17 protein-coding genes are annotated in these 18,695 nt (G+C 62.1%); 12 read left to right on the top strand and 5 right to left on the bottom strand.

Annotation, left to right across the window (positions count from 1 at the left end; genetic code table 11):
• Positions 1-69: 69 nt before the first annotated feature.
• The 3 genes from RR51_RS00740 (at position 70) to RR51_RS00750 (ending at position 3,440) form a co-directional block, all read left to right on the top strand.
• A complete protein-coding gene (locus tag RR51_RS00740; protein WP_013974830.1) occupies positions 70-1,062 on the top strand; it encodes an AraC family transcriptional regulator in 993 nt (330 codons plus the stop codon).
• 231 nt (positions 1,063-1,293) lie between these two features.
• Complete coding sequence (locus RR51_RS00745) at positions 1,294-2,337, top strand: histone deacetylase family protein (RefSeq protein WP_039612351.1); 1,044 nt, start codon at positions 1,294-1,296, stop codon at positions 2,335-2,337.
• The gene (locus tag RR51_RS00750; RefSeq protein ID WP_039612352.1) at positions 2,337-3,440 is read left to right on the top strand and encodes a polyamine ABC transporter substrate-binding protein; all 1,104 of its coding nucleotides are present in this window, start codon (positions 2,337-2,339) and stop codon (positions 3,438-3,440) included. Before RR51_RS00745 ends, RR51_RS00750 begins: the two co-directional genes overlap by 1 nt.
• A gap of 30 nt (positions 3,441-3,470) precedes the next feature.
• Here RR51_RS00750 and pdxR read toward each other — a convergent pair whose 3' ends face one another.
• Positions 3,471-5,015: a MocR-like pyridoxine biosynthesis transcription factor PdxR gene (pdxR, locus tag RR51_RS00755; RefSeq protein WP_039612353.1), complete on the bottom strand. Its 1,545-nt coding sequence runs from the start codon at positions 5,013-5,015 to the stop codon at positions 3,471-3,473.
• A 90-nt stretch (positions 5,016-5,105) separates the two neighbouring features.
• Here pdxR and RR51_RS00760 point away from each other — a divergent pair, with 90 nt between their 5' ends.
• The 3 genes from RR51_RS00760 to RR51_RS00770 are packed head-to-tail and all read left to right on the top strand — an operon-like array spanning position 5,106 to position 6,873.
• Complete coding sequence (locus tag RR51_RS00760) at positions 5,106-5,735, top strand: FMN-binding negative transcriptional regulator (RefSeq protein ID WP_039612354.1); 630 nt, start codon at positions 5,106-5,108, stop codon at positions 5,733-5,735.
• 11 nt (positions 5,736-5,746) lie between these two features.
• A complete protein-coding gene (locus RR51_RS00765) occupies positions 5,747-6,193 on the top strand; it encodes a GNAT family N-acetyltransferase (protein ID WP_039612355.1) in 447 nt (148 codons plus the stop codon).
• An 8-nt stretch (positions 6,194-6,201) separates the two neighbouring features.
• Positions 6,202-6,873, top strand: coding sequence for a GNAT family N-acetyltransferase (locus RR51_RS00770; RefSeq protein WP_039612356.1), 672 nt, complete (start codon positions 6,202-6,204; stop codon positions 6,871-6,873).
• 179 nt (positions 6,874-7,052) lie between these two features.
• Here the strand turns inward: RR51_RS00770 and oadA are convergent, their stop codons facing one another.
• Together oadA and RR51_RS00780 are read right to left on the bottom strand one after the other, a co-directional pair.
• Entirely contained in the window at positions 7,053-8,861 is a 1,809-nt protein-coding gene (gene oadA, locus RR51_RS00775) for a sodium-extruding oxaloacetate decarboxylase subunit alpha (RefSeq protein WP_013974836.1), read from the bottom strand.
• 11 nt (positions 8,862-8,872) lie between these two features.
• Positions 8,873-10,288, bottom strand: a complete 1,416-nt coding sequence (locus RR51_RS00780) for an acetyl-CoA carboxylase biotin carboxylase subunit (protein ID WP_013974837.1) — start codon at positions 10,286-10,288, stop codon at positions 8,873-8,875.
• Positions 10,289-10,477: 189 nt separating this feature from the next.
• Here RR51_RS00780 and RR51_RS00785 point away from each other — a divergent pair, with 189 nt between their 5' ends.
• A complete protein-coding gene (locus RR51_RS00785; RefSeq protein ID WP_039612357.1) occupies positions 10,478-11,440 on the top strand; it encodes a LysR family transcriptional regulator in 963 nt (320 codons plus the stop codon).
• Here RR51_RS00785 and RR51_RS31460 read toward each other — a convergent pair.
• Together RR51_RS31460 and hexR are read right to left on the bottom strand one after the other, a co-directional pair.
• On the bottom strand, positions 11,382-11,600 hold the full coding sequence (locus RR51_RS31460; RefSeq protein ID WP_080563834.1) for a PA3496 family putative envelope integrity protein: 219 nt from the start codon (positions 11,598-11,600) through the stop codon (positions 11,382-11,384). The two genes, RR51_RS00785 and RR51_RS31460, sit on opposite strands and share 59 nt — an antisense overlap.
• A 214-nt stretch (positions 11,601-11,814) precedes the next feature.
• Positions 11,815-12,681 (bottom strand): transcriptional regulator HexR, encoded by an 867-nt coding sequence (hexR, locus tag RR51_RS00790; RefSeq protein ID WP_011536461.1) that lies wholly within the window; start codon positions 12,679-12,681, stop codon positions 11,815-11,817.
• Positions 12,682-12,784: 103 nt separating this feature from the next.
• Between hexR and zwf the strand changes: the two genes are divergently transcribed.
• From zwf to RR51_RS00815, 5 genes are all read left to right on the top strand, one after another.
• Positions 12,785-14,227 (top strand): glucose-6-phosphate dehydrogenase, encoded by a 1,443-nt coding sequence (gene zwf / locus RR51_RS00795; protein WP_039612358.1) that lies wholly within the window; start codon positions 12,785-12,787, stop codon positions 14,225-14,227.
• Positions 14,228-14,314: 87 nt separating this feature from the next.
• Positions 14,315-14,629: a hypothetical protein gene (locus tag RR51_RS00800; RefSeq protein WP_039612359.1), complete on the top strand. Its 315-nt coding sequence runs from the start codon at positions 14,315-14,317 to the stop codon at positions 14,627-14,629.
• 130 nt (positions 14,630-14,759) lie between these two features.
• The gene (gene uvrD, locus RR51_RS00805; RefSeq protein ID WP_039612360.1) at positions 14,760-16,946 is read left to right on the top strand and encodes a DNA helicase II; all 2,187 of its coding nucleotides are present in this window, start codon (positions 14,760-14,762) and stop codon (positions 16,944-16,946) included.
• Positions 16,947-17,223: 277 nt separating this feature from the next.
• Complete coding sequence (locus RR51_RS00810) at positions 17,224-18,078, top strand: Tim44 domain-containing protein (protein ID WP_039612361.1); 855 nt, start codon at positions 17,224-17,226, stop codon at positions 18,076-18,078.
• Between the two features lie 114 nt (positions 18,079-18,192).
• The gene (locus RR51_RS00815) at positions 18,193-18,600 is read left to right on the top strand and encodes an SMI1/KNR4 family protein (protein ID WP_013974843.1); all 408 of its coding nucleotides are present in this window, start codon (positions 18,193-18,195) and stop codon (positions 18,598-18,600) included.
• Positions 18,601-18,695 lie beyond the last annotated feature (95 nt).

The raw sequence follows: 18,695 nt of genomic DNA on the forward strand, positions 1-18,695 counted from the left end.
TTGCGGCCCCCCGAACATCGGCACACAACTTGCTCCATAATGCGTCCCAGGCCAACGGGATTACCCAGCATGCTGCACAGCCACCTGACCACCCTCAACGCGGTTTCGCTGATCCTCAACGTCTTCCAGGCAGACGGCTGCGAGGCGTCGGCGCTGCTGGCCGGCAGCGGCATCGGCCCGGCAGACCTGGGCCATGCCGATGCGCGTATCACCACCCAGCAGGAACTGCAGGTGTGCGCCAACGCCGTTGCCCGACGCGAAGATATAGGCCTGGAGCTGGGCCAGCGCATGCATGTGTCGTGCTACGGCATGCTCGGTTACGCCCTACTCTCCAGTGCCACTTTGGGTGACGCCTTGCGCTTGGCACTGCAGTATCCGGCACTGCTGGGAACAATCTTCAAGCTGCGTTTGCTCGATGACGGCCAGCGTGTCTGGTTCAGCGCCAGCGATTACCACGACAGCCCGGCGCTGACCGCCTTCAATGCCGAGTTCTGCCTGGTGTCGCTGAAGGTCATCTGCGACGACCTGCTCGGCCGCCCGCTGCCTCTGCTGGGTGCTCGTTTCGAACACCCACGGCCCGGTTACCATGCTCTCTATACCGGGGCATTCCAGTGCCCGGTAGGTTTCGACGCCGAGGACAATGCCTTTGCCTTCGAACGGCGCTGGCTGGACACGCCACTGCCGCTGGCCGACCCGATTACCCACAAGGCCATGAGCGAACGCTGCCGGCGCCTGAACCTGGAATTCACCGGCCGCCAGGCCTGGCTGGGGCGGATTCGCCAACTGCTGGCGCAGCAACTGGATGCAGCGCCCGGGCTGGAAGGGCTCGCACGTCAGATGAACTGCTCATCGCGCACCCTGCGCCGACATTTGCAGGCGTTGGGCAGCAGTTATCAACAGCTGCTGGATGAACTGAGGTTCGAGCGGGCCAAACAGTTGCTGGCTGATGCGCAGATGCCGATCTACCGGATTGCCGAGTCCCTGGGGTTCAGCGAGACCGCCAGTTTTCGGCATGCCTTCCAGCGTTGGAGTGGCGTCGCGCCCAGTCACTTCCGCGGTTGACCTGTACCGGCCCTTTCGCGGGTGAACCCGCTCCCACAGGGATTGCACCCACTCAGGTGCAACACTGTACCTGTGGGAGCGGGTTCACCCGCGAAAGGGCCAGTACAGGCCACCAACAAATTCTGCCAATGAGCTTGGCCACATCGATCCCCTTTTGGCCGTATGCGTCGTTCTCCCCAGGTGGCTCGCCCATGAAAATGGGCCCACGCCAGTATCCAATGGAGAACAACAATGCTGACGATCTATTCCGATGACCACCGCCTGCACCATGGCCGCTGCGAGCTGATCGACGGCAAGCTGATGCCCTGTTTCGAAATGCCGTCACGCGCCGACCATGTGCTCGACCAGGTCAAAAAGCGCAACCTTGGCGACATCCAGGGCCCCACCGACTTCGGGCGCGCACCGTTGCTGCGCATCCACAGTGCCGACTACCTGGATTTCTTCGAAGGTGCCTGGGCGCGCTGGGCCGCACTGGGCCAGGAAGGCGACCTGCTGCCATTCACCTGGCCCGCACGCTCCCTGCGCCAGATAAAACCCACCGGCCTGCACGGTGAGCTGGGCTACTACAGCTTCGACGCCGGCGCACCGATCACCGCCGGGACCTGGCAGGCTGCCTACAGCGCCGCCCAGGTCGCCCTCACCGCCCAGGCGGCGATCCAGCAAGGCGCCCATTCCGCCTTCGCCCTGTGCCGCCCGCCAGGGCACCATGCGGCTGGCGAAGTCATGGGCGGCTATTGCTACCTGAACAACGCCGCCATCGCCGCCCAGGCCTTCCTTGACCAGGGCCGGCGCAAGGTCGCAATCCTCGATGTCGACTATCACCACGGCAACGGCACCCAGGACATCTTCTACAGCCGCAACGATGTGTTCTTCGCCTCGATCCATGGCGACCCGCGCGACGAGTTCCCGTTCTTCCTCGGCTATGCCGATGAAACCGGCGAGGGTGCCGGCGAAGGCTGCAACATCAACTACCCACTGCCGGCTGGCAGCGACTGGGCCGCCTGGAACGCCGCCCTGGAGGACGCCTGCCAGCGCATCGCCGCCTATGACGCTGAAGTGCTGGTGATCTCGCTGGGTGTGGATACCTTCAAAGACGACCCGATCTCGCAGTTCAAGCTGGACAGCCCGGACTACCTGGAAATGGGCAAGCGCATCGCCCAGCTCGGCAAGCCGACCCTTTTCGTGATGGAAGGCGGCTACGCTGTGGAAGAAATCGGTATCAACGCGGTCAATGTGCTGGAAGGCTTCCAGCAGGCCCAGCCAGGAGCCCGATAATGGTTCGACTCAAGCGTCTGCTCGCCCCGTTCATCGCCGCTACCCTGTTCACCGGTGCCCTGCAGGCCCAGGCCGAACAGCGCACCCTGCGGGTGTTCAACTGGTTCGACTACATCACTCCGCAAACTCTCACCGAGTTCCAGAAAGACAGCGGAGTGAAGCTGATCTACGACATCTTCGACACCAACGAGGCGCTGGAAGCGAAACTGCTGACCGGCAACTCCGGATATGACGTGGTAGTGCCATCCAACGTGTTCCTCGCCAAGCAGATCGAAGCGGGTGTGTTCCAGCCGCTGGACCGCAGCAAGCTGCCGAACTGGCAGCACCTGGACCCGGCGCTGATGAAGCTGATCGAAGCCAACGACCCCGGCAACAAATTTGCCGTACCCTACATGTACGGCACAGTGCTGATCGGCTTCAACCCGGCCAAGGTCAAGGCTGCGCTCGGCGACAACGCCCCGGTGGACAGTTGGGACCTGATCTTCAAGGAAGAGAACATTTCCAAGCTCAAGCAATGCGGCGTGGCCCTGCTCGACTCGCCGTCGGAGATCATGCCGCTGGCCCTGCAGTACCTGGGCCTGCCACCGAACAGCGACAAACCGGCTGATTACAAGAAAGCCGAAGCGCTGATGCTGAAGATTCGCCCGCACATCACCTACTTCCATTCCTCGAAGTACATGGCTGACATCGCCAACGGCGATATCTGCGTTGCAGTGGGCTACAGCGGTAGCTTCTCTCAGGCAGCCAACCGCGCCCGCGAGGCGAAGAATGGCGTGGTGGTGGACATGCGCCTGCCCAAGGAAGGTGCACCGATCTGGTTTGATATGCTGGCGATTCCGAAGAATGCGACCAACCCGGAAGATGCCCACGCGTTCATCAACTACTTACTGCGGCCTGAGGTGATTGCGCCTATCAGCGACTTTGTCGGGTACCCGAACCCGAACAAGGATGCGACCGACAAGGTCGACCCGGCGATTCGCAACAACCCCAACCTGTATCCTACAGCGGAGGCGATGGCCAAGCTGTATACCCTCAAGCCCTTGGCGCGGGATGCCGAGCGAGCTCGGACCAGGGCCTGGACACGGATCAAGTCTGGTACCTGATTTAGAGCCGGGGCCGCTAGGCGGCCCCATTCACTTTCTCCAGGCCTTGCGCAAGCGCATCAACGCCTCGGCAATCTCCCCCTCCGGCACCGCTGCAAAACCCAGCACCAGCCCTGCCCTTTTATCCACAGGCACCTCGCTGTCAGCCAGCCAGAAATTGCTAAGCGGCGTCACCTCAACCCCCACCGCTTCAGCCTTGGCCACCAACTCCTGCTCCCGCGCAAAGTTATCCACATCCACCTTCACATGCAGCCCGGCCGCCACCTCCGGCATGCCGCTCAAACCCGGAATATCCACGGGCCAGCCAGCCTTCAGCACATTGCGCCGGCTCAACGCCGCCTTGCGCATGCGCCGAATATGCCGCTGGAAGTGCCCCCGGGCCATGAACTCGGCCATCACGCACTGGCTACTGACCTCCGAATGCCGCACCGCCAGCGCCCTGCCCTGGCTGAACGGCTGCGCCAGTTGTGGTGGCAGTACCAGATAGCCCAGGCGCAACGCCGGAAAGGCAATCTTGCCGAAGGTACCGACGTACAGCACCCGCCCGTGCCGGTCGAGCGCCGCCAGCGGGGCCAAGGGCGCACCGCTGTACCGGTACTCGCCGTCGTAGTCGTCTTCGATGATCCAGCCTTCGCTGCGCTCGGCCCAGGCCAGCAGTTCCAGGCGTCGCGCCAGGCTCATGGTCACCCCGGTCGGGTACTGGTGGGCTGGCGTGACATAGGCCAGCCGGCAATCCGTCAGTTGCCCGAGCCGGCGACAGTCCATGCCGTCCTCGTCCACCGGCACGCCACACAGCCTGCCACCGGCCAGCGCAAAGGCATGCCCGGCTGCGCGGTAACCCGGGTTTTCCACAGCCACACCGTCGCCGGGCTGCAGCAGCAACTGTGCACAAAGGCTGATAGCCTGCTGCGCACCACTGGTGATCACAATTTGTTCAGCGGTACAACTCAGTCCACGCGAGCGACGTAGGTAGGCCGCGATCAGTTCGCGCAGCAGCGGCTCGCCTGCCGGGTCACCATAACCCAACTGCGCCGGAGCCGGGTTGCGCCAGAAACCCGCCTGCAGCTTGGCCCAGACGTCGAAGGGGAACAGGTCGAACGCCGGAATACCGACGCGAAAAGCACGCGGTGCACCGCTTCTTGGGGGCGGCAGATGGTTACTTTTCAGGCGCTGCAAAGGCTCGCTGGAACGGCGCTTGCTGGATAAATCCTCAGTATTTTTCGAGGGATTTGTGGATAAGTCTGTTGATAACACACGGGATAACCCTGTGGATACTTTTGTGGATAGTTTTGCACTTGAGAGCTTCGGTAACTGGCTCACATAGGTGCCGTCGCCTACCCGGCTTTCGATGTAGCCCTCGGCATATAGCTGGTCATAGGCCCGCACCACACTGTTGCGTGACAGCGCCAGCATGGCGGCCAGATCACGAGTGGCCGGTAGCCGTGTGCCACTGCTCAGGCGCCCGTCCAGCACCCGCGCACGTAGCGCCTGGTACAGCTGCTGGCTGAGCCCGCGGCGGCGATCGAGGTCGATCCCGGCAGGGTCGAAAGGCAACACGAGGGGGCGCTCGTTCATGGCATTGGACCTATAAAAACAGCTGTTAATGGCTCTTACTATGAACCAATAGCCTGCCTAGGATGGAGCCATCGCACAAGGAAACCGAGCATGTACAACAGCAAACCCCATCAGGAACACGACCTCGGGCGCCTGCACCAGCACATGCTCGACACCCGTCTGGCCATCCTGGTCAGCCAGGGCGAACAAGGCCTGCTGGCCACGCACCTGCCAGTGCTGGTCGATATTGCCGAAGGCGAATTCGGCACCGTCTATGCCCACCTGGCGCGGGCCAACCCCCAATGGCACGACCTGAGGCAAGGTGGCGAAGCCCTGCTGGTGTTCCCCGGCGCCGATGCCTATGTCAGCCCCGGTTACTACCCGAGCAAAGCCGACAACCCCAAGGTGGTGCCAACCTGGAACTACCTGGCCGTGCACGCCTATGGCCCAGCCGAAGTGATCCACGAAGCCGAACCCTTGCTGGCCATTGTCAGCCGACTGACCGAGCGCCACGAACAAGGCCGCGGCGAACCGTGGAAAGTCACCGACACCCCGCGTGATTACCTCGATGGCATGCTCCGCGCCATCGTCGGTGTTCGCTTGCCCATCACCCGCCTGCAAGGCGCGCGCAAGCTAAGCCAGAACCGCTCTGAGCAAGACATTGCCGGCGTGCGTGAAGGCCTTAGCGCCAGCCCCGATTACCTGGATAACCAACTCGCGGCGCATATGCGCCAACTCTGAAGGAATAGCCCATGTCCAGCGTCACCCTGCGTCCTGTCACCACCCAAGACCATGCTGCCTGGCTCGCCCTGTGGCAGGCCTACTTGCACTTCTATGAATCCGAATTGGCCGATGAGGTCAGCCTCAGCACCTGGCAACGCCTGCTCGACCCAAACGAACCGACCCATTCAGCCTTGGCCTGGGTCGATGGCAAGGCGGTGGGCATGGTCAACTTCATCTACCATCGTTCCAACTGGAGCATTGGCAACGCCTGCTACCTGCAGGACCTGTACGTGGACAGCGGGCAGCGCGGCCTGGGCATCGGCCGCCAGCTGATCGAGCACGTCTACGCCCAAGCCAAGACCGACAACTGCATCAAGGTGTACTGGGTGACCCATGAGACCAACGCCACCGCCATCAGCCTGTACCAACAGGTTGCCGAGCGCTCGGGCTTCATCCAATTCCGCAAAGAGTTCTAAGGCCGAACATGACCGACGCATTGAACTGGAAACCCGCCGCAGTCCCACAGGCCGACCCTATCGACGGCCGTTTCATCCGCCTCGAAAAGCTTGACCCGGCGCGACATGGCGACGACCTCTGGGAGGTGTTGCAAGGCCCGGCTGCCGATCCGGTACTGTGGGACTACTTGCCCTATGGCCCATTTGCCGAGCGTGCCGCCTTCGACCGTTGGCTGGAAGGCAACGCCGCCGGCCGCGACCCGCTGTTCTACACCGTCATCGACCGCACCAGCGGCCAGGCCCAGGGCATCCTCAGCCTGATGTCGATCGTGCCCGACCACGGTCGCATCGAAATTGGCCACATCGCCTTCGGCGCCGCCATGCAGCGTACACCCAAGGGCACCGAGGCGGTGTACCTGCTGGGCAAGCTGGGCTTCGAGCTGGGCAACCGCCGGCTGGAGTGGAAGTGCAACAACGCCAACGCCCGCTCCAAGCGCGCGGCGGAGCGGTTTGGCTTTGTCTATGAAGGAGTGTTCCGCAAGCACCTGGTGGTGAAGGACCACAATCGGGATACGGCGTGGTATTCGATTACCGATGATGAGTGGCCAGCGGTGGCTGCTGGGTTCGAGCGTTGGTTGAGCGATACCAACCAACAACCTGGAGGTCAGGTAGAAACACTTGAGGCATGCCGTAACGGTTGAGAGTTGTGTTGGATCAGCCGGCCTTCTTCGCGGGTAAACCCGCTCCCACAGGTACTGACCTCAGGCTTGCGGGGCCTGTAGGAGCAGCCTTGTGCTGCGAAGAGGCCGGCAGATTCAACGCAAAAAAAAGGGGAGCATCCGCTCCCCAGAGGTAAACCGCCTGTAGATGAGGGCTTATCTCAGCCCTCGATCTCGATCAGGATCTCGCCCGGAGTCACACGGTCGCCCTTGGCCACGTGGATGGCCACGACCTTGCCAGCGATACCCGCCTGCACTTCGGTCTCCATCTTCATGGCTTCGGTGATCAGCACGGCCTGGCCGGTCTTGACCATGTCGCCTTCCTTGACCAGCACATCGACGATGTTGCCTGGCATGGTGGTGCTGACGTGGCCCGGGGCACTGGCCTGCTTGCGCTTGCTGCTGCCGCCGCCGACGAATTCGTTGAGCGGCTCGAACACCACTTCTTCCGGCATGCCGTCGATCGACAGGTAGAAGTGGCGCTTGCCTTCGGCCTTCACGCCCACACCGGTGATGTCGACGCGGTAGGTTTCGCCGTGCACGTCGATGACGAACTCGGTCGGTACGCCTTCACCGCTATGGGACGCCACTGCGCCCGCTTCAGGAATTGGCAGCAGGACTTCAGGGGTCAGGGTGCCGGCTTCGCGTTCTTCGAGGAACTTGCGGCCAATGTCAGGGAACATGGCGAAAGTCAGCACGTCTTCTTCGCAACGGGCCAGGGCGCCGATATCGGCACGCAGCTTGGCCATTTCCGGCTTCAGCAGGTCGGCCGGGCGCACGTCGATCACTTCTTCACTGCCGATCGCCTGACGGCGCAGCTGCTCGTTGACCACGCCCGGAGCCTTGCCGTAACCGCCTTGCAGGTACAGCTTCACCTCGTTGGTGATGGTCTTGTAGCGCTCGCCGGCCAGCACGTTGAAGAACGCCTGGGTACCGACGATCTGCGAGGTCGGGGTCACCAGCGGTGGGAAGCCAAGGTCTTCACGCACGCGCGGGATCTCAGCCAGCACTTCGTTCATGCGGTTGAGGGCGCCCTGTTCCTTGAGCTGGTTGGCCAGGTTGGAAATCATGCCGCCCGGTACCTGGTTGACCTGTACGCGGGTGTCCACGGCGGTGAACTCGCTTTCGAACTGGTGGTACTTCTTGCGCACGGCATAGAAGTACAGGCCGATTTCCTGCAGCAGTTCCAAGTCCAGGCCAGTATCGAATTCGCTGCCCTTGAGCGCGGCAACCATCGACTCGGTACCCGGGTGGCTAGTGCCCCAAGCGAAGCTGGAGATGGCGGTGTCGATGTGATCGGCGCCGTTTTCCACAGCCTTCAGCTGGCACATTGCGGCCAGGCCGGCAGTGTCGTGGGAGTGGATGAACACCGGCAGCGACTGCTCGGCTTTCAGCGCCTTGACCAGTTCGCCGGTGGCGAACGGGGTCAGCAGGCCGGCCATGTCCTTGATCGCGATCGAGTCGCAACCCATGGCTTCCATCTGCTTGGCCTGGTTCACGAAGGCTTCGATGGTGTGCACCGGGCTGGTGGTGTAGGCGATGGTGCCCTGAGCATGCTTGCCGGCAGCCTTGACCGCTTCAATGGCCACGCGCAGGTTACGCACGTCGTTCATGGCATCGAAGATACGGAACACGTCGATACCGTTGACTGCGGCCTTGGCGACGAACGCCTTGACCACGTCGTCGCTGTAGTGGCGGTAGCCCAGCAGGTTCTGGCCACGCAGCAGCATTTGCAGGCGGGTGTTGGGCAGCGCGGCGCGCAGCTTGCGCAGGCGCTCCCACGGGTCTTCCTTGAGGAAGCGCACGCAGGCGTCGAAGGTGGCGCCACCCCAGACTTCCAGCGACCAGTAGCCGACCTTGTCGAGCTTGTCGCAGATCGGCAGCATGTCTTCGGTACGCATGCGGGTGGCCAGCAGGGACTGGTGGGCGTCGCGCAGGATCGTGTCGGTTACGTGAATTTTCTTGGACATTATGGGGTTCCTCACAGGCCTGCGTGGGCGGCGATGGCGGCGGCGATGGCCAGGGCCAGCTCTTCGGGTTTGCGCTTGATCGAGTAATTGGTCAGTTCCGGGTGGCTTTCGACGAAGCTGGTGTTGAACTGGCCGCTACGGAATTCCGGATTGCGCAGGATTTCCTGGTAGTACGCGGCGGTGGTCTTCACCCCTTGCACGCGCATGTCGTCCAGGGCCCGCAGGCCGCGGTCCATGGCTTCTTCCCAGGTCAACGCCCACACCACCAGTTTCAGGCACATGGAGTCATAGAACGGCGGGATGGTGTAGCCGGTGTAGATCGCCGTGTCGGTACGCACGCCCGGGCCGCCGGGTGCGTAGTAACGGGTGATCTTGCCGAAGCTGGGCAGGAAGTTGTTCTTCGGATCTTCGGCGTTGATGCGGAACTGCAGCGCGTAACCGCGGTGCTGGATGTCTTCCTGCTTGACCGACAGCGGCAGGCCCGAGGCAATGCGGATCTGCTCACGGACGATGTCGATACCGGTGATTTCCTCGGTGATGGTGTGTTCCACCTGCACCCGGGTGTTCATTTCCATGAAGTACACCTCGCCATCGGCGAGCAGGAACTCCACGGTACCGGCGTTCTCGTAGTTCACTGCCTTGGCCGCACGCACCGCCAGGTCGCCGATGTAGGCGCGCTGTTCGGGGGTGAGCTGTGGGCTCGGGGCGATTTCGATGAGCTTCTGGTTGCGGCGCTGGATCGAGCAGTCGCGCTCGAACAGGTGCACGACGTTGCCAAAGCTGTCACCGAGGATCTGCGCCTCGATGTGCTTGGGGTTGACGATGCACTTTTCCAGGAACACTTCCGCAGAACCAAAGGCCTTGGTAGCCTCGGAGATGACGCGGGGGAAGTTCTGTTCCAGTTCTTCACGGCTGTTGCAACGGCGAATACCACGGCCGCCACCACCAGAGGTGGCCTTGAGCATGACCGGGTAACCGATGCGGTCACCTTCACTCAGGGCTTCGTGAATATCGGCAACGTTGCCTTCGGTACCCGGGGTTACCGGTACACCGGCGGCGATCATGGTGCGGCGTGCTTCGGTCTTGTCGCCCATGCGGCGAATGACCTCGGCGGCCGGGCCGATGAACTTGATCCCGCGCTCGGCGCAAATCTCTGCCAGTTCGGCGTTTTCCGACAGGAAACCATAACCCGGGTGCAGGGCATCACAGCCGGTTTCCACAGCCAGGTTCACCAGCTTGCGCGGGTTCAGGTAACCGGCCAGCGGCTCGGCACCAATGCTGTGGGCTTCGTCGGCGCGCTTGACGTGCAATGCATGGCGGTCGGCGTCGGAATAGATCGCCACCGAGCGAATGCCCATTTCGGCGCACGCACGCACGATCCGAACTGCAATTTCACCTCGGTTGGCGATCAGGATTTTTTTTATCACTGGAGTCTTCCCAAAGCCGTAGGAACAGTCGAGCCGGTTCTCCCGGTCGGCGCGTGACCAGACGTTGCTGGCCAGTCGCACATTCACCCTAGCGCTGTAGGTTGATAAACAAAAATCAATATTTGTTAGAGGCTGTATTAGCAAAAGCTTATAGTGCGGTAACAAGGTGTTGCCGAAGGGCGGATAAAAATGCGTAAGTCCTTGATGCGTATGACTTTGCGTCAATTGCAGGTCTTCAATGAGGTGTGCGATTTGCGTTCATACAGCCGTGCGGCGGAAGAGATGGCGCTTACGCAACCCGCCGTTAGTCTACAGATCCGTCAGCTCGAAGAGCTGATCGGCCAGCCGCTGTTCGAGTACGTGGGCAAGAAGCTCTACCTGACCGAAGCTGCCGAGGCCTTGCAACGCGCCAGCCGCGATATCTTCGGGCGCCTGGAGAGCCTGGACATGCAGCTTTCGGATATGCAGGGCTCATTGCAGGGGCAGTTGAAACTGGCGATCGAGTCCAGTGCCAAGTACTTCGTGCCACACCTGTTCGCGGCCTTCAAGCAGCGTCACCCGGAGGTCAACCTGACCCTGACGGTGGTCAATCGCGCCCAGGCAATCCGCCGCCTGTCGGACAACCGCGACGACCTGATCATCATGTCCATGGTGCCGCAGGACATGGGCCTGGATTTTCTGCCGTTCCTCAACAACCCGATTGTCGCGGTGGCACCGCCCGAGCACCCGCTGTGCAAACTGGAGCAACTGCGCCTGCAGGACCTGGAGCCTCATACCCTGCTGGTCCGCGAACAGGGTTCGGGCACGCGCAAGGCTTGCGAGGAATACTTCAAGGACAAGCGCGTGCATTTCACCCAGACCCTGGAGGTGGCCTCGGCCGACGCCCAGCGCGAGTGCGTAATTGCCGGGTTGGGGATTGCCATGCTTACCCGCCATGCGGTCAACCTGGAGCTGGCTACCGGTGTATTGAGGGAGCTGCCGGTGGAAGAACTGCCGCTGTACCGCAGTTGGTGCGTGGTGCAGTCCAAGGCCAAACGGCAGTCGCCGGTGGCCTTGGCCTTTCTGGCATTCATCCGCAGCGAACGCGCGCTGATCAGCGCGCTGGTTGAGCGTTTTTCGGGGAAGCTGCTGCCGACGCCTGCCAGACCGTGAGCTCTTGCAGCTCGGGGTAGTCCACTAGTTCGCGGAGCAGTTGACGTTGGTCGCAATAGCTCTCGATCGCGCGGCGGTATTCCATGCGGCGCTGATCCTTTTCCTGCTGCTTGCGAGCCTTGGCGCTGGGTTGGTACGTACCGTCGAAGTCACGAGCCATTGCCTGTCTCCCAGATAGGATGCGGGAGTTTCAGACTGGCTTGAGTGGTTTACGGTTTGGCTGTGGAATGGTGACAAAACAGTGAAATTTATAGCGCCTGTGCCGGCCTCTTCGCGGGTAAACCCGCTCCCACAGGTGCTCACCAGCCTCAAGGACGGTGCAGTACCTGTGGGAGCGGGTTTACCCGCGAAAGGGCCGGCACAGGCAACGACAATCAGTCGTCGGTAGCCTTGATCGACTTGGGCGACAAGCGCAGGCTGCGCAAGCTGCGCTTCACGCTCTTAAGGTGGTTGACCAGGCTCGGCCCGCGCGCCATGGCTACGCCCATGGCCAGCACGTCGATCACCACCAGGTGGGCGATACGCGAGGTCAGCGGGGTGTAGATTTCGGTGTCTTCATGCACATCGATCGCCAGGTTGACAGTCGAAAGCTCCGCCAGCGGTGTCTGGCTTGGGCACAGGGTAATCAGATTGGCGCCGCTCTCACGGACCAGGTTGGCGGTAATCAGCAGGTCCTTGGAACGGCCCGACTGGGAAATGCATACCGCCACATCACCCGGCTTCAGGGTCACCGCCGACATCGCTTGCATGTGCGGGTCGGAATAGGCTGCCGCGCTGAGCAACAGACGGAAGAATTTGTGCTGAGCATCGGCCGCCACCGCACCGGAGGCGCCAAAGCCATAGAACTCCACACGCTGCGCCTGGGCCATGGCAGTCACCGCCTGCTGCAGCGCCTGCGGATCGAGGTGCTCGCGCACTTCCATCAGGGTGTGCAGCGTGGTGTCGAAGATCTTCAGGCTGTAGTCGGCGACCGAGTCGTCTTCATGGATGGCGAACTGGCCGAAACTCGCCCCCGCAGCCAGGCTCTGCGCCAGCTTCAGCTTCAGGTCCTGGAAGCCCGAGCAACCGATCGCGCGGCAGAAACGCACGATGGTCGGTTCGCTGATACCCACGCTGTGCGCCAGATCGGCCATGGAGCTGTGCATGACGGCAGCCGGGTCGAGTAGCACGTGGTCGGCTACCTTGAGTTCCGATTTGCGCAGCAGGTGGCGCGATTGGGCGATATGTTGCAACAGATTCACAGGCTGGACTCGGTTATGATCGGCTGGCCGGGTTGTAGCTTTTTTGTAGTTATACTACATGGACGCCAACCCGCCCAGTTAAACGAACGTGGAGAGTGGTGGTTTGACTATTCCTTGCGACATTCTGGTCTTCGGCGGCACCGGCGATCTGGCCCTGCACAAATTGCTTCCGGCGCTCTACCACCTGTTTCGCGAGGCCCGTCTGAACAACGCCGTGCGGATCATCGCGCTGGCACGACGCAACTTGCCACGTAACGATTATCTCAAGCTCGCCGAACGCCATTGCCGGGCACAGATTGCCCGCAACGACTTCGACGAAGAGGTCTGGCAGCGGTTTTCCGCACGGGTCGACTATTTCGCCATGGATGCTTCGCAAAGCGCCGACTTCGGTCGCCTGGCGCGCTACCTGGGCGAACCCGGCGGCTTGACGCGCATCTTCTACCTGGCCACCGCCCCCAATCTGTTCGTGCCGATTGCCAAGCACCTGCATAACGCCGGCCTGGCAGACACTGAGGCGCGCATCGTGCTGGAAAAGCCGATCGGCCACTCGCTGGAATCGGCTACCGCCATCAACGAAGCGATTGGCGCAGTGCTGGAGGAAAACCAGGTATTTCGCATCGACCACTACCTGGGCAAGGAAACCGTGCAGAACCTCATGGCCCTGCGTTTTGCCAACGCCCTGCTGGAGCCGGTGTGGCGCAACAACCAGGTTGATCACGTGCAGATCAGCGTTTGCGAGACCCTGGGTGTAGAGAACCGTGGTGCCTACTACGACCGCGCCGGGGCGACCCGCGACATGTTGCAGAACCACCTGCTTCAGCTGCTATGCCTGGTGGCCATGGAGCCCCCCGCGCAGTTCGAGGCCGAAGCGGTGCGTGACGAGAAAGTGAAGATCCTGCGGGCCCTCAAGCCCATCACTGGCCAGGACGTGCAGGACAAGACCGTACGCGGCCAGTATGGCGCCGGGCGCATCGGCGGCCAGGAAGTGCCGGCTTATTACTTCGAAAAGGACGTCGACAACGACAGCGACACCGAAACCTTCATCGCCATCGAGGCGCACATCGACAATTGGCGCTGGGCGGGCGTGCCCTTCTACCTGCGCACCGGCAAGCGCATGGCACGGCGCTCATCGCAGATCGTCATCCAGTTCAAGCCGGTGCCCCACGAGCTTTTCAATGGTGGCCAGGTCAATCAGCTGCTGATTCAGTTGCAACCGGACGAACGCATCAGCCTGCGCATGATGACCAAGAGCCCGGGCAAGGGCATGCGCCTGGAACCTGTGGACCTGGACCTGAACCTAGCCCAGGTGTTCAGCCAGACCCGCCGCTGGGACGCCTACGAGCGCCTGCTGCTGGATGTGCTGGAGGGCGACTCGACGCTGTTCATGCGCCGCGATGAAGTGGAAGCGGCCTGGGCCTGGATCGACCCGATCATCAAGGGCTGTGAAGAGCACTTCCAGGCGCCGCGACCGTACCCGGCAGGCTGTAACGGGCCAGAGCAAGCCAACAGCCTGCTCGCCAGGCACGGCAGGCAATGGCATAGCTGAAGCACTGCCCTGCTCCCGTAGCAGGCGAAAGGGCAGAAAGTAGCCCAGCGCACTGGCGCTACTTTCAACCCGAAACAGGAGCAGACAATGGCCATTATCACCAACCTCGTTGCAATCAACGACATCGCTCACGGCAATCAGGTTTTCAGGGTTCACGGCACCGTTACGGTCGCCTCCCCGGCCATCGAACCGGTGCTGGTCGAACCCAAGCTGCGCCACAGGGGTGGCTGGGAAGTGCTTGAGCTTCAACTTCTGGATAGCGGCGCAATCACTCCGCAGGTGCTGACGGAAAAAACCGTGGCTTTCGAGCGTGCAGGCGGCACTGGCTGGAAAACCGTGGAGATCATTCATGCAGACGGTTCGCAGCGCTGCGAAATTCGTACCATCGAGGCGATTGACTGAGCCGCTGCCGACCAGGTCGCCCTAGCGGTGGCCTGGCACCTTGCATCGGCTCGATGAACGGGCATGTGGCAGGTGAATATTTATACAGTAGAGGTTTGCCCCATTTCCTGCCGCGCCCTAGAATGGCCCGATGCGCACAGACGACCTCTCCCTCCTGCTGAATTCCCTCAACGATGCCCAACGCCAGGCCGTAGCGGCCACGCTCGGGCGTCAACTGGTGCTTGCTGGCGCCGGTTCCGGTAAAACCCGCGTGCTGGTGCACCGCATTGCCTGGCTGATCCAGGTGGAGCAGGCATCGCCGCACTCGATCCTGTCGGTGACCTTCACCAACAAGGCCGCGGCAGAAATGCGCCAGCGTATCGAGCAACTGCTGGGTATCAACCCGGCGGGCATGTGGGTCGGCACCTTCCACGGCCTGGCCCATCGCCTGCTGCGGGCCCATTGGCAGGAAGCGAGGCTGGTGCAGAACTTCCAGATCCTCGACAGCGACGACCAGCAGCGCCTGATCAAGCGGGTGATGCGCGAGTTGGGCCTGGACGAGCAGAAATGGCCGGCACGCCAGGCCCAGTGGTTCATCAACGGGCAAAAGGACGAAGGCCTGCGTCCACAGCATATCCAGGCCGGGGGCGACCTGTTCCTGTCGACCATGCGCGACGTCTATACCGCCTATGAGCAGGCCTGCGAGCGCGCCGGGGTCATCGACTTCTCCGAGCTGCTGCTGCGCGCCCTGGACCTGTGGCGCGACCACCCGGGCCTGCTGGAGCACTACCAGCGGCGCTTCCGCCACGTGCTGGTGGACGAGTTCCAGGATACCAACGCCGTGCAGTACGCCTGGCTGCGCCTGCTGGCGCGCGGCGGTGACAGCCTGATGGCGGTGGGCGATGACGACCAGTCGATCTACGGCTGGCGCGGTGCCAAGATCGAGAACATTCACCAGTACACTGCCGACTTCCCCGACGCCGAGATGATCCGCCTGGAGCAGAACTACCGCTCCACCGGTGGCATCCTCAAGGCGGCGAACGCACTGATCGCCAACAACAGCGGGCGCCTGGGCAAAGAGCTGTGGACCGACATGGGTGAAGGCGAACCGCTGACCCTGTATGCGGCCTACAACGAGCACGACGAAGCGCGCTACGTGGTGGAAACCATCGAGAGCCTGGTCAAGAAGGGCAATGCGCGCAACGAGATCGCCATACTGTACCGTTCCAACGCCCAGTCGCGGGTGCTGGAAGAAGCTCTGCTGCGCGAACGCATCCCCTACCGCATCTACGGTGGCCAGCGCTTCTTCGAGCGCGCCGAAATCAAGAACGCCATGGCTTACCTGCGGCTGATCGAAGGCCGTGGCAACGATGCAGCCCTGGAGCGGGTGATCAACGTGCCGCCACGTGGCATTGGCGAAAAAACCGTCGAAGCCATCCGCGAGCACGCCCGCCACAGCCAGGTGTCGATGTGGGAGGCCATGTGCCAGCTGCTCGCCGCCAAAGCCCTGAAAGGCCGCGCGGCCAGTGCCCTGGGTGCGTTCATCGAGCTGATCGAGGGGTTGGCGGCCAAGGTCGTGGACATGCCACTGCATACCATGACCCAGACCACCATCGAGCAGTCCGGGCTGATCATCTACCACCAGGAAGAAAAGGGTGAGAAGGGCCAGGCACGGGTAGAAAACCTTGAGGAACTGGTCAGCGCGGCGCGCAACTTCGAGTCCACCGACGAAGACGCCGACCTCTCGCCTCTCTCGGCATTCCTCGGCCACGCCTCGCTCGAAGCAGGCGATGCACAAGCCGACGAACATGAAGACAGCGTCCAGCTGATGACCTTGCACAGCGCCAAGGGCCTGGAGTTCCCGTATGTGTTCCTGGTGGGCATGGAAGAAGGCCTGTTCCCGCACAAGATGAGCCTGGAAGAGCCTGGCCGCCTGGAAGAGGAACGCCGCCTGGCTTATGTGGGCATCACCCGCGCCATGCGCCAGCTGGTCATGACCTACGCCGAAACGCGTCGCCTGTATGGCAGCGAGACCTACAACAAGGTGTCGCGTTTCGTACGCGAAATTCCGGCAGGCCTGGTTCAGGAAGTGCGCCTGTCCAACAGCGTCAGCCGACCGTTCGGCGGGGCCAAGACGGCCACGAACAGCAACCTGTTTGCCAATGCCAGCATTCCGCAGACCGCGTTCAACCTTGGCCAACGTGTGCAGCATGCGGTGTTTGGCGAGGGTGTGATCCTCAACTTCGAGGGCTCCGGCGCCCAGGCGCGTGTGCAGGTGAATTTTGCCGAAGGCAGCAAGTGGCTGATGCTGGGGTATGCCAAGCTCGAGGCCATCTGAAAGTCTGCGCGGTCCCTTGTAGGAGCGGCCTTGTGTCGCGAAAGGGCCGCAAAGCGGCCCCACGATTGTGGCTTTGACGCTGATATATCGGGGCTGCTTCGCAGCCCTATCGCGACACAAGGCCGCTCCCACAAGTATCGCGCCAGCATTCCGAGGGCAGGTCGTGCCGGGTTTGTAACATTCAGGCAAAAGCTCGAAACATTATGTCGCTGGTCATGTGCCCGGGAACCTGTGCACCATGACGCGCGTGCAATCCACAACAGGGGATATCCCACTTATGCAACGTTTTCTTAGCATCGCTCTGGCGCTCTGCGTCGGCCTGACGCTGAGCCTGGACGCCAATGCCAAGCGTTTTGGCGGCGGCAAGAGCTCGGGCTCCGCGCCTATTCACCAGACCCGCCAGGCCACGCCAACCACGCCTGCCGCCGCGCCGACCGCACCTGGCCGTGCCGCTCCGGCCGCCAGCGGTGCTTCGCGCTGGTTGGGTCCTCTGGCCGGCCTCGCCGCCGGTGGCCTGCTGGCTTCCATGTTCATGGGCGACGGTTTCGAAGGCTTCCAGATCATGGACTTCCTGATCGTGGCGCTCATCGCCTTCCTGGTGTTCCGCTTCATCGCCGCGCGCCGTCGCCAGCAGCAGCCGCAAATGGCCATGCCGGGCCATGCGCCGATGCAGCGTGAAACTCACGCGCAGCCTGCCCAGCCGTCGATCTTCGGTGGTTCGGCAGCACCTGCTGCCGCAGCCGCCCCGGTGATCAACGCCCCGGCCTGGTTCAACGAGCAGAACTTCCTGGCTGCTGCCCGTAACCACTTCCAGGCGCTGCAGCAGCACTGGGACGCCAACGAGATGGACAAGATCGCCGAGTTCGTCACCCCGCAGATGCTCGAGTTCCTCAAGCGCGAGCGCGCCGAACTGGGTGATGGCTTCCAGTCCACCTACATCGACAACCTCGAGGTACAGCTGGACGGTGTCGACGACCGCGCCGACCGTACCGACGCCACCCTGACCTTCCGTGGCGTGTCGAAGAACTCGCGCTTCGACCAGGGCGAAGTGTTCAGCGAAAGCTGGCACATGGTTCGCACCCAGGGCGAAAACCAGCCTTGGCTGGTGGCCGGTATCCGTCAAAACGGCTAACCGCTGCGTGCTGCACAAAAAACCCCGGGCCTGTCCCGGGGTTTTTGCTTTTGCCAGAGTGGCCTACTAGGGTATAACGCGCAGCGTTGTCATCTAGGTTAGAGGAAGTGAACCGTGGAAGAAGTGATCGAACAACTCCGTGAAGCCAACGAGCCAGTGCCGGTGCCCCTTGAGCTTCCCGACGAGGACCTGCTGGTCGAAATCGAAGAAGAGCTGTTCATCAACATTCCGTTCGTGTTCAAAGAGTTCCTGCTGACCGTCAGTGACGTGGTGTATGGCTCACTGGAGCCGGTGACCGTTACCGACCCACAGTCACATACCTACCTGCCCGACGTCGCCGCCAACGCCTGGGATGCCGGCGTACCGCGTGACCTGATTCCACTGTGCCAGGACGGCGACAACTACTACTGCGTCGAAGAGGATGGCACCGTGGTGCTGTGGGATGCCGAAGAGGAAATCGTCGGTGAAGACAGCTGGGAATCGGTTTGGCACTGGGCGCGGGATGTCTGGCTGGAGAGCTGATTTCGATCTCTGATCTGGTGCTGCTTGTGCCTGCCTCTTCGCGGGTAAACCCGCTCCCACAGGTATTGCACAGGTGCTGATCATTGTGCAGTACC

Source organism: Pseudomonas sp. C5pp (genome assembly GCF_000814065.1).
Taxonomy (GTDB): Bacteria; Pseudomonadota; Gammaproteobacteria; order Pseudomonadales; family Pseudomonadaceae; genus Aquipseudomonas; species Aquipseudomonas asiatica.

Coding starts and splice junctions, on each gene's coding strand:
- RR51_RS00740 (WP_013974830.1), top strand. CDS start 70: ATGCTGCACAGCCACCTGACCACCCTCAACGCGGTTTCGCTGATCCTC.
- RR51_RS00745 (WP_039612351.1), top strand. CDS start 1,294: ATGCTGACGATCTATTCCGATGACCACCGCCTGCACCATGGCCGCTGC.
- RR51_RS00750 (WP_039612352.1), top strand. CDS start 2,337: ATGGTTCGACTCAAGCGTCTGCTCGCCCCGTTCATCGCCGCTACCCTG.
- pdxR (WP_039612353.1), bottom strand. CDS start 5,015: ATGAACGAGCGCCCCCTCGTGTTGCCTTTCGACCCTGCCGGGATCGAC.
- RR51_RS00760 (WP_039612354.1), top strand. CDS start 5,106: ATGTACAACAGCAAACCCCATCAGGAACACGACCTCGGGCGCCTGCAC.
- RR51_RS00765 (WP_039612355.1), top strand. CDS start 5,747: ATGTCCAGCGTCACCCTGCGTCCTGTCACCACCCAAGACCATGCTGCC.
- RR51_RS00770 (WP_039612356.1), top strand. CDS start 6,202: ATGACCGACGCATTGAACTGGAAACCCGCCGCAGTCCCACAGGCCGAC.
- oadA (WP_013974836.1), bottom strand. CDS start 8,861: ATGTCCAAGAAAATTCACGTAACCGACACGATCCTGCGCGACGCCCAC.
- RR51_RS00785 (WP_039612357.1), top strand. CDS start 10,478: ATGCGTAAGTCCTTGATGCGTATGACTTTGCGTCAATTGCAGGTCTTC.
- RR51_RS31460 (WP_080563834.1), bottom strand. CDS start 11,600: ATGGCTCGTGACTTCGACGGTACGTACCAACCCAGCGCCAAGGCTCGC.
- RR51_RS00800 (WP_039612359.1), top strand. CDS start 14,315: ATGGCCATTATCACCAACCTCGTTGCAATCAACGACATCGCTCACGGC.
- uvrD (WP_039612360.1), top strand. CDS start 14,760: ATGCGCACAGACGACCTCTCCCTCCTGCTGAATTCCCTCAACGATGCC.
- RR51_RS00810 (WP_039612361.1), top strand. CDS start 17,224: ATGCAACGTTTTCTTAGCATCGCTCTGGCGCTCTGCGTCGGCCTGACG.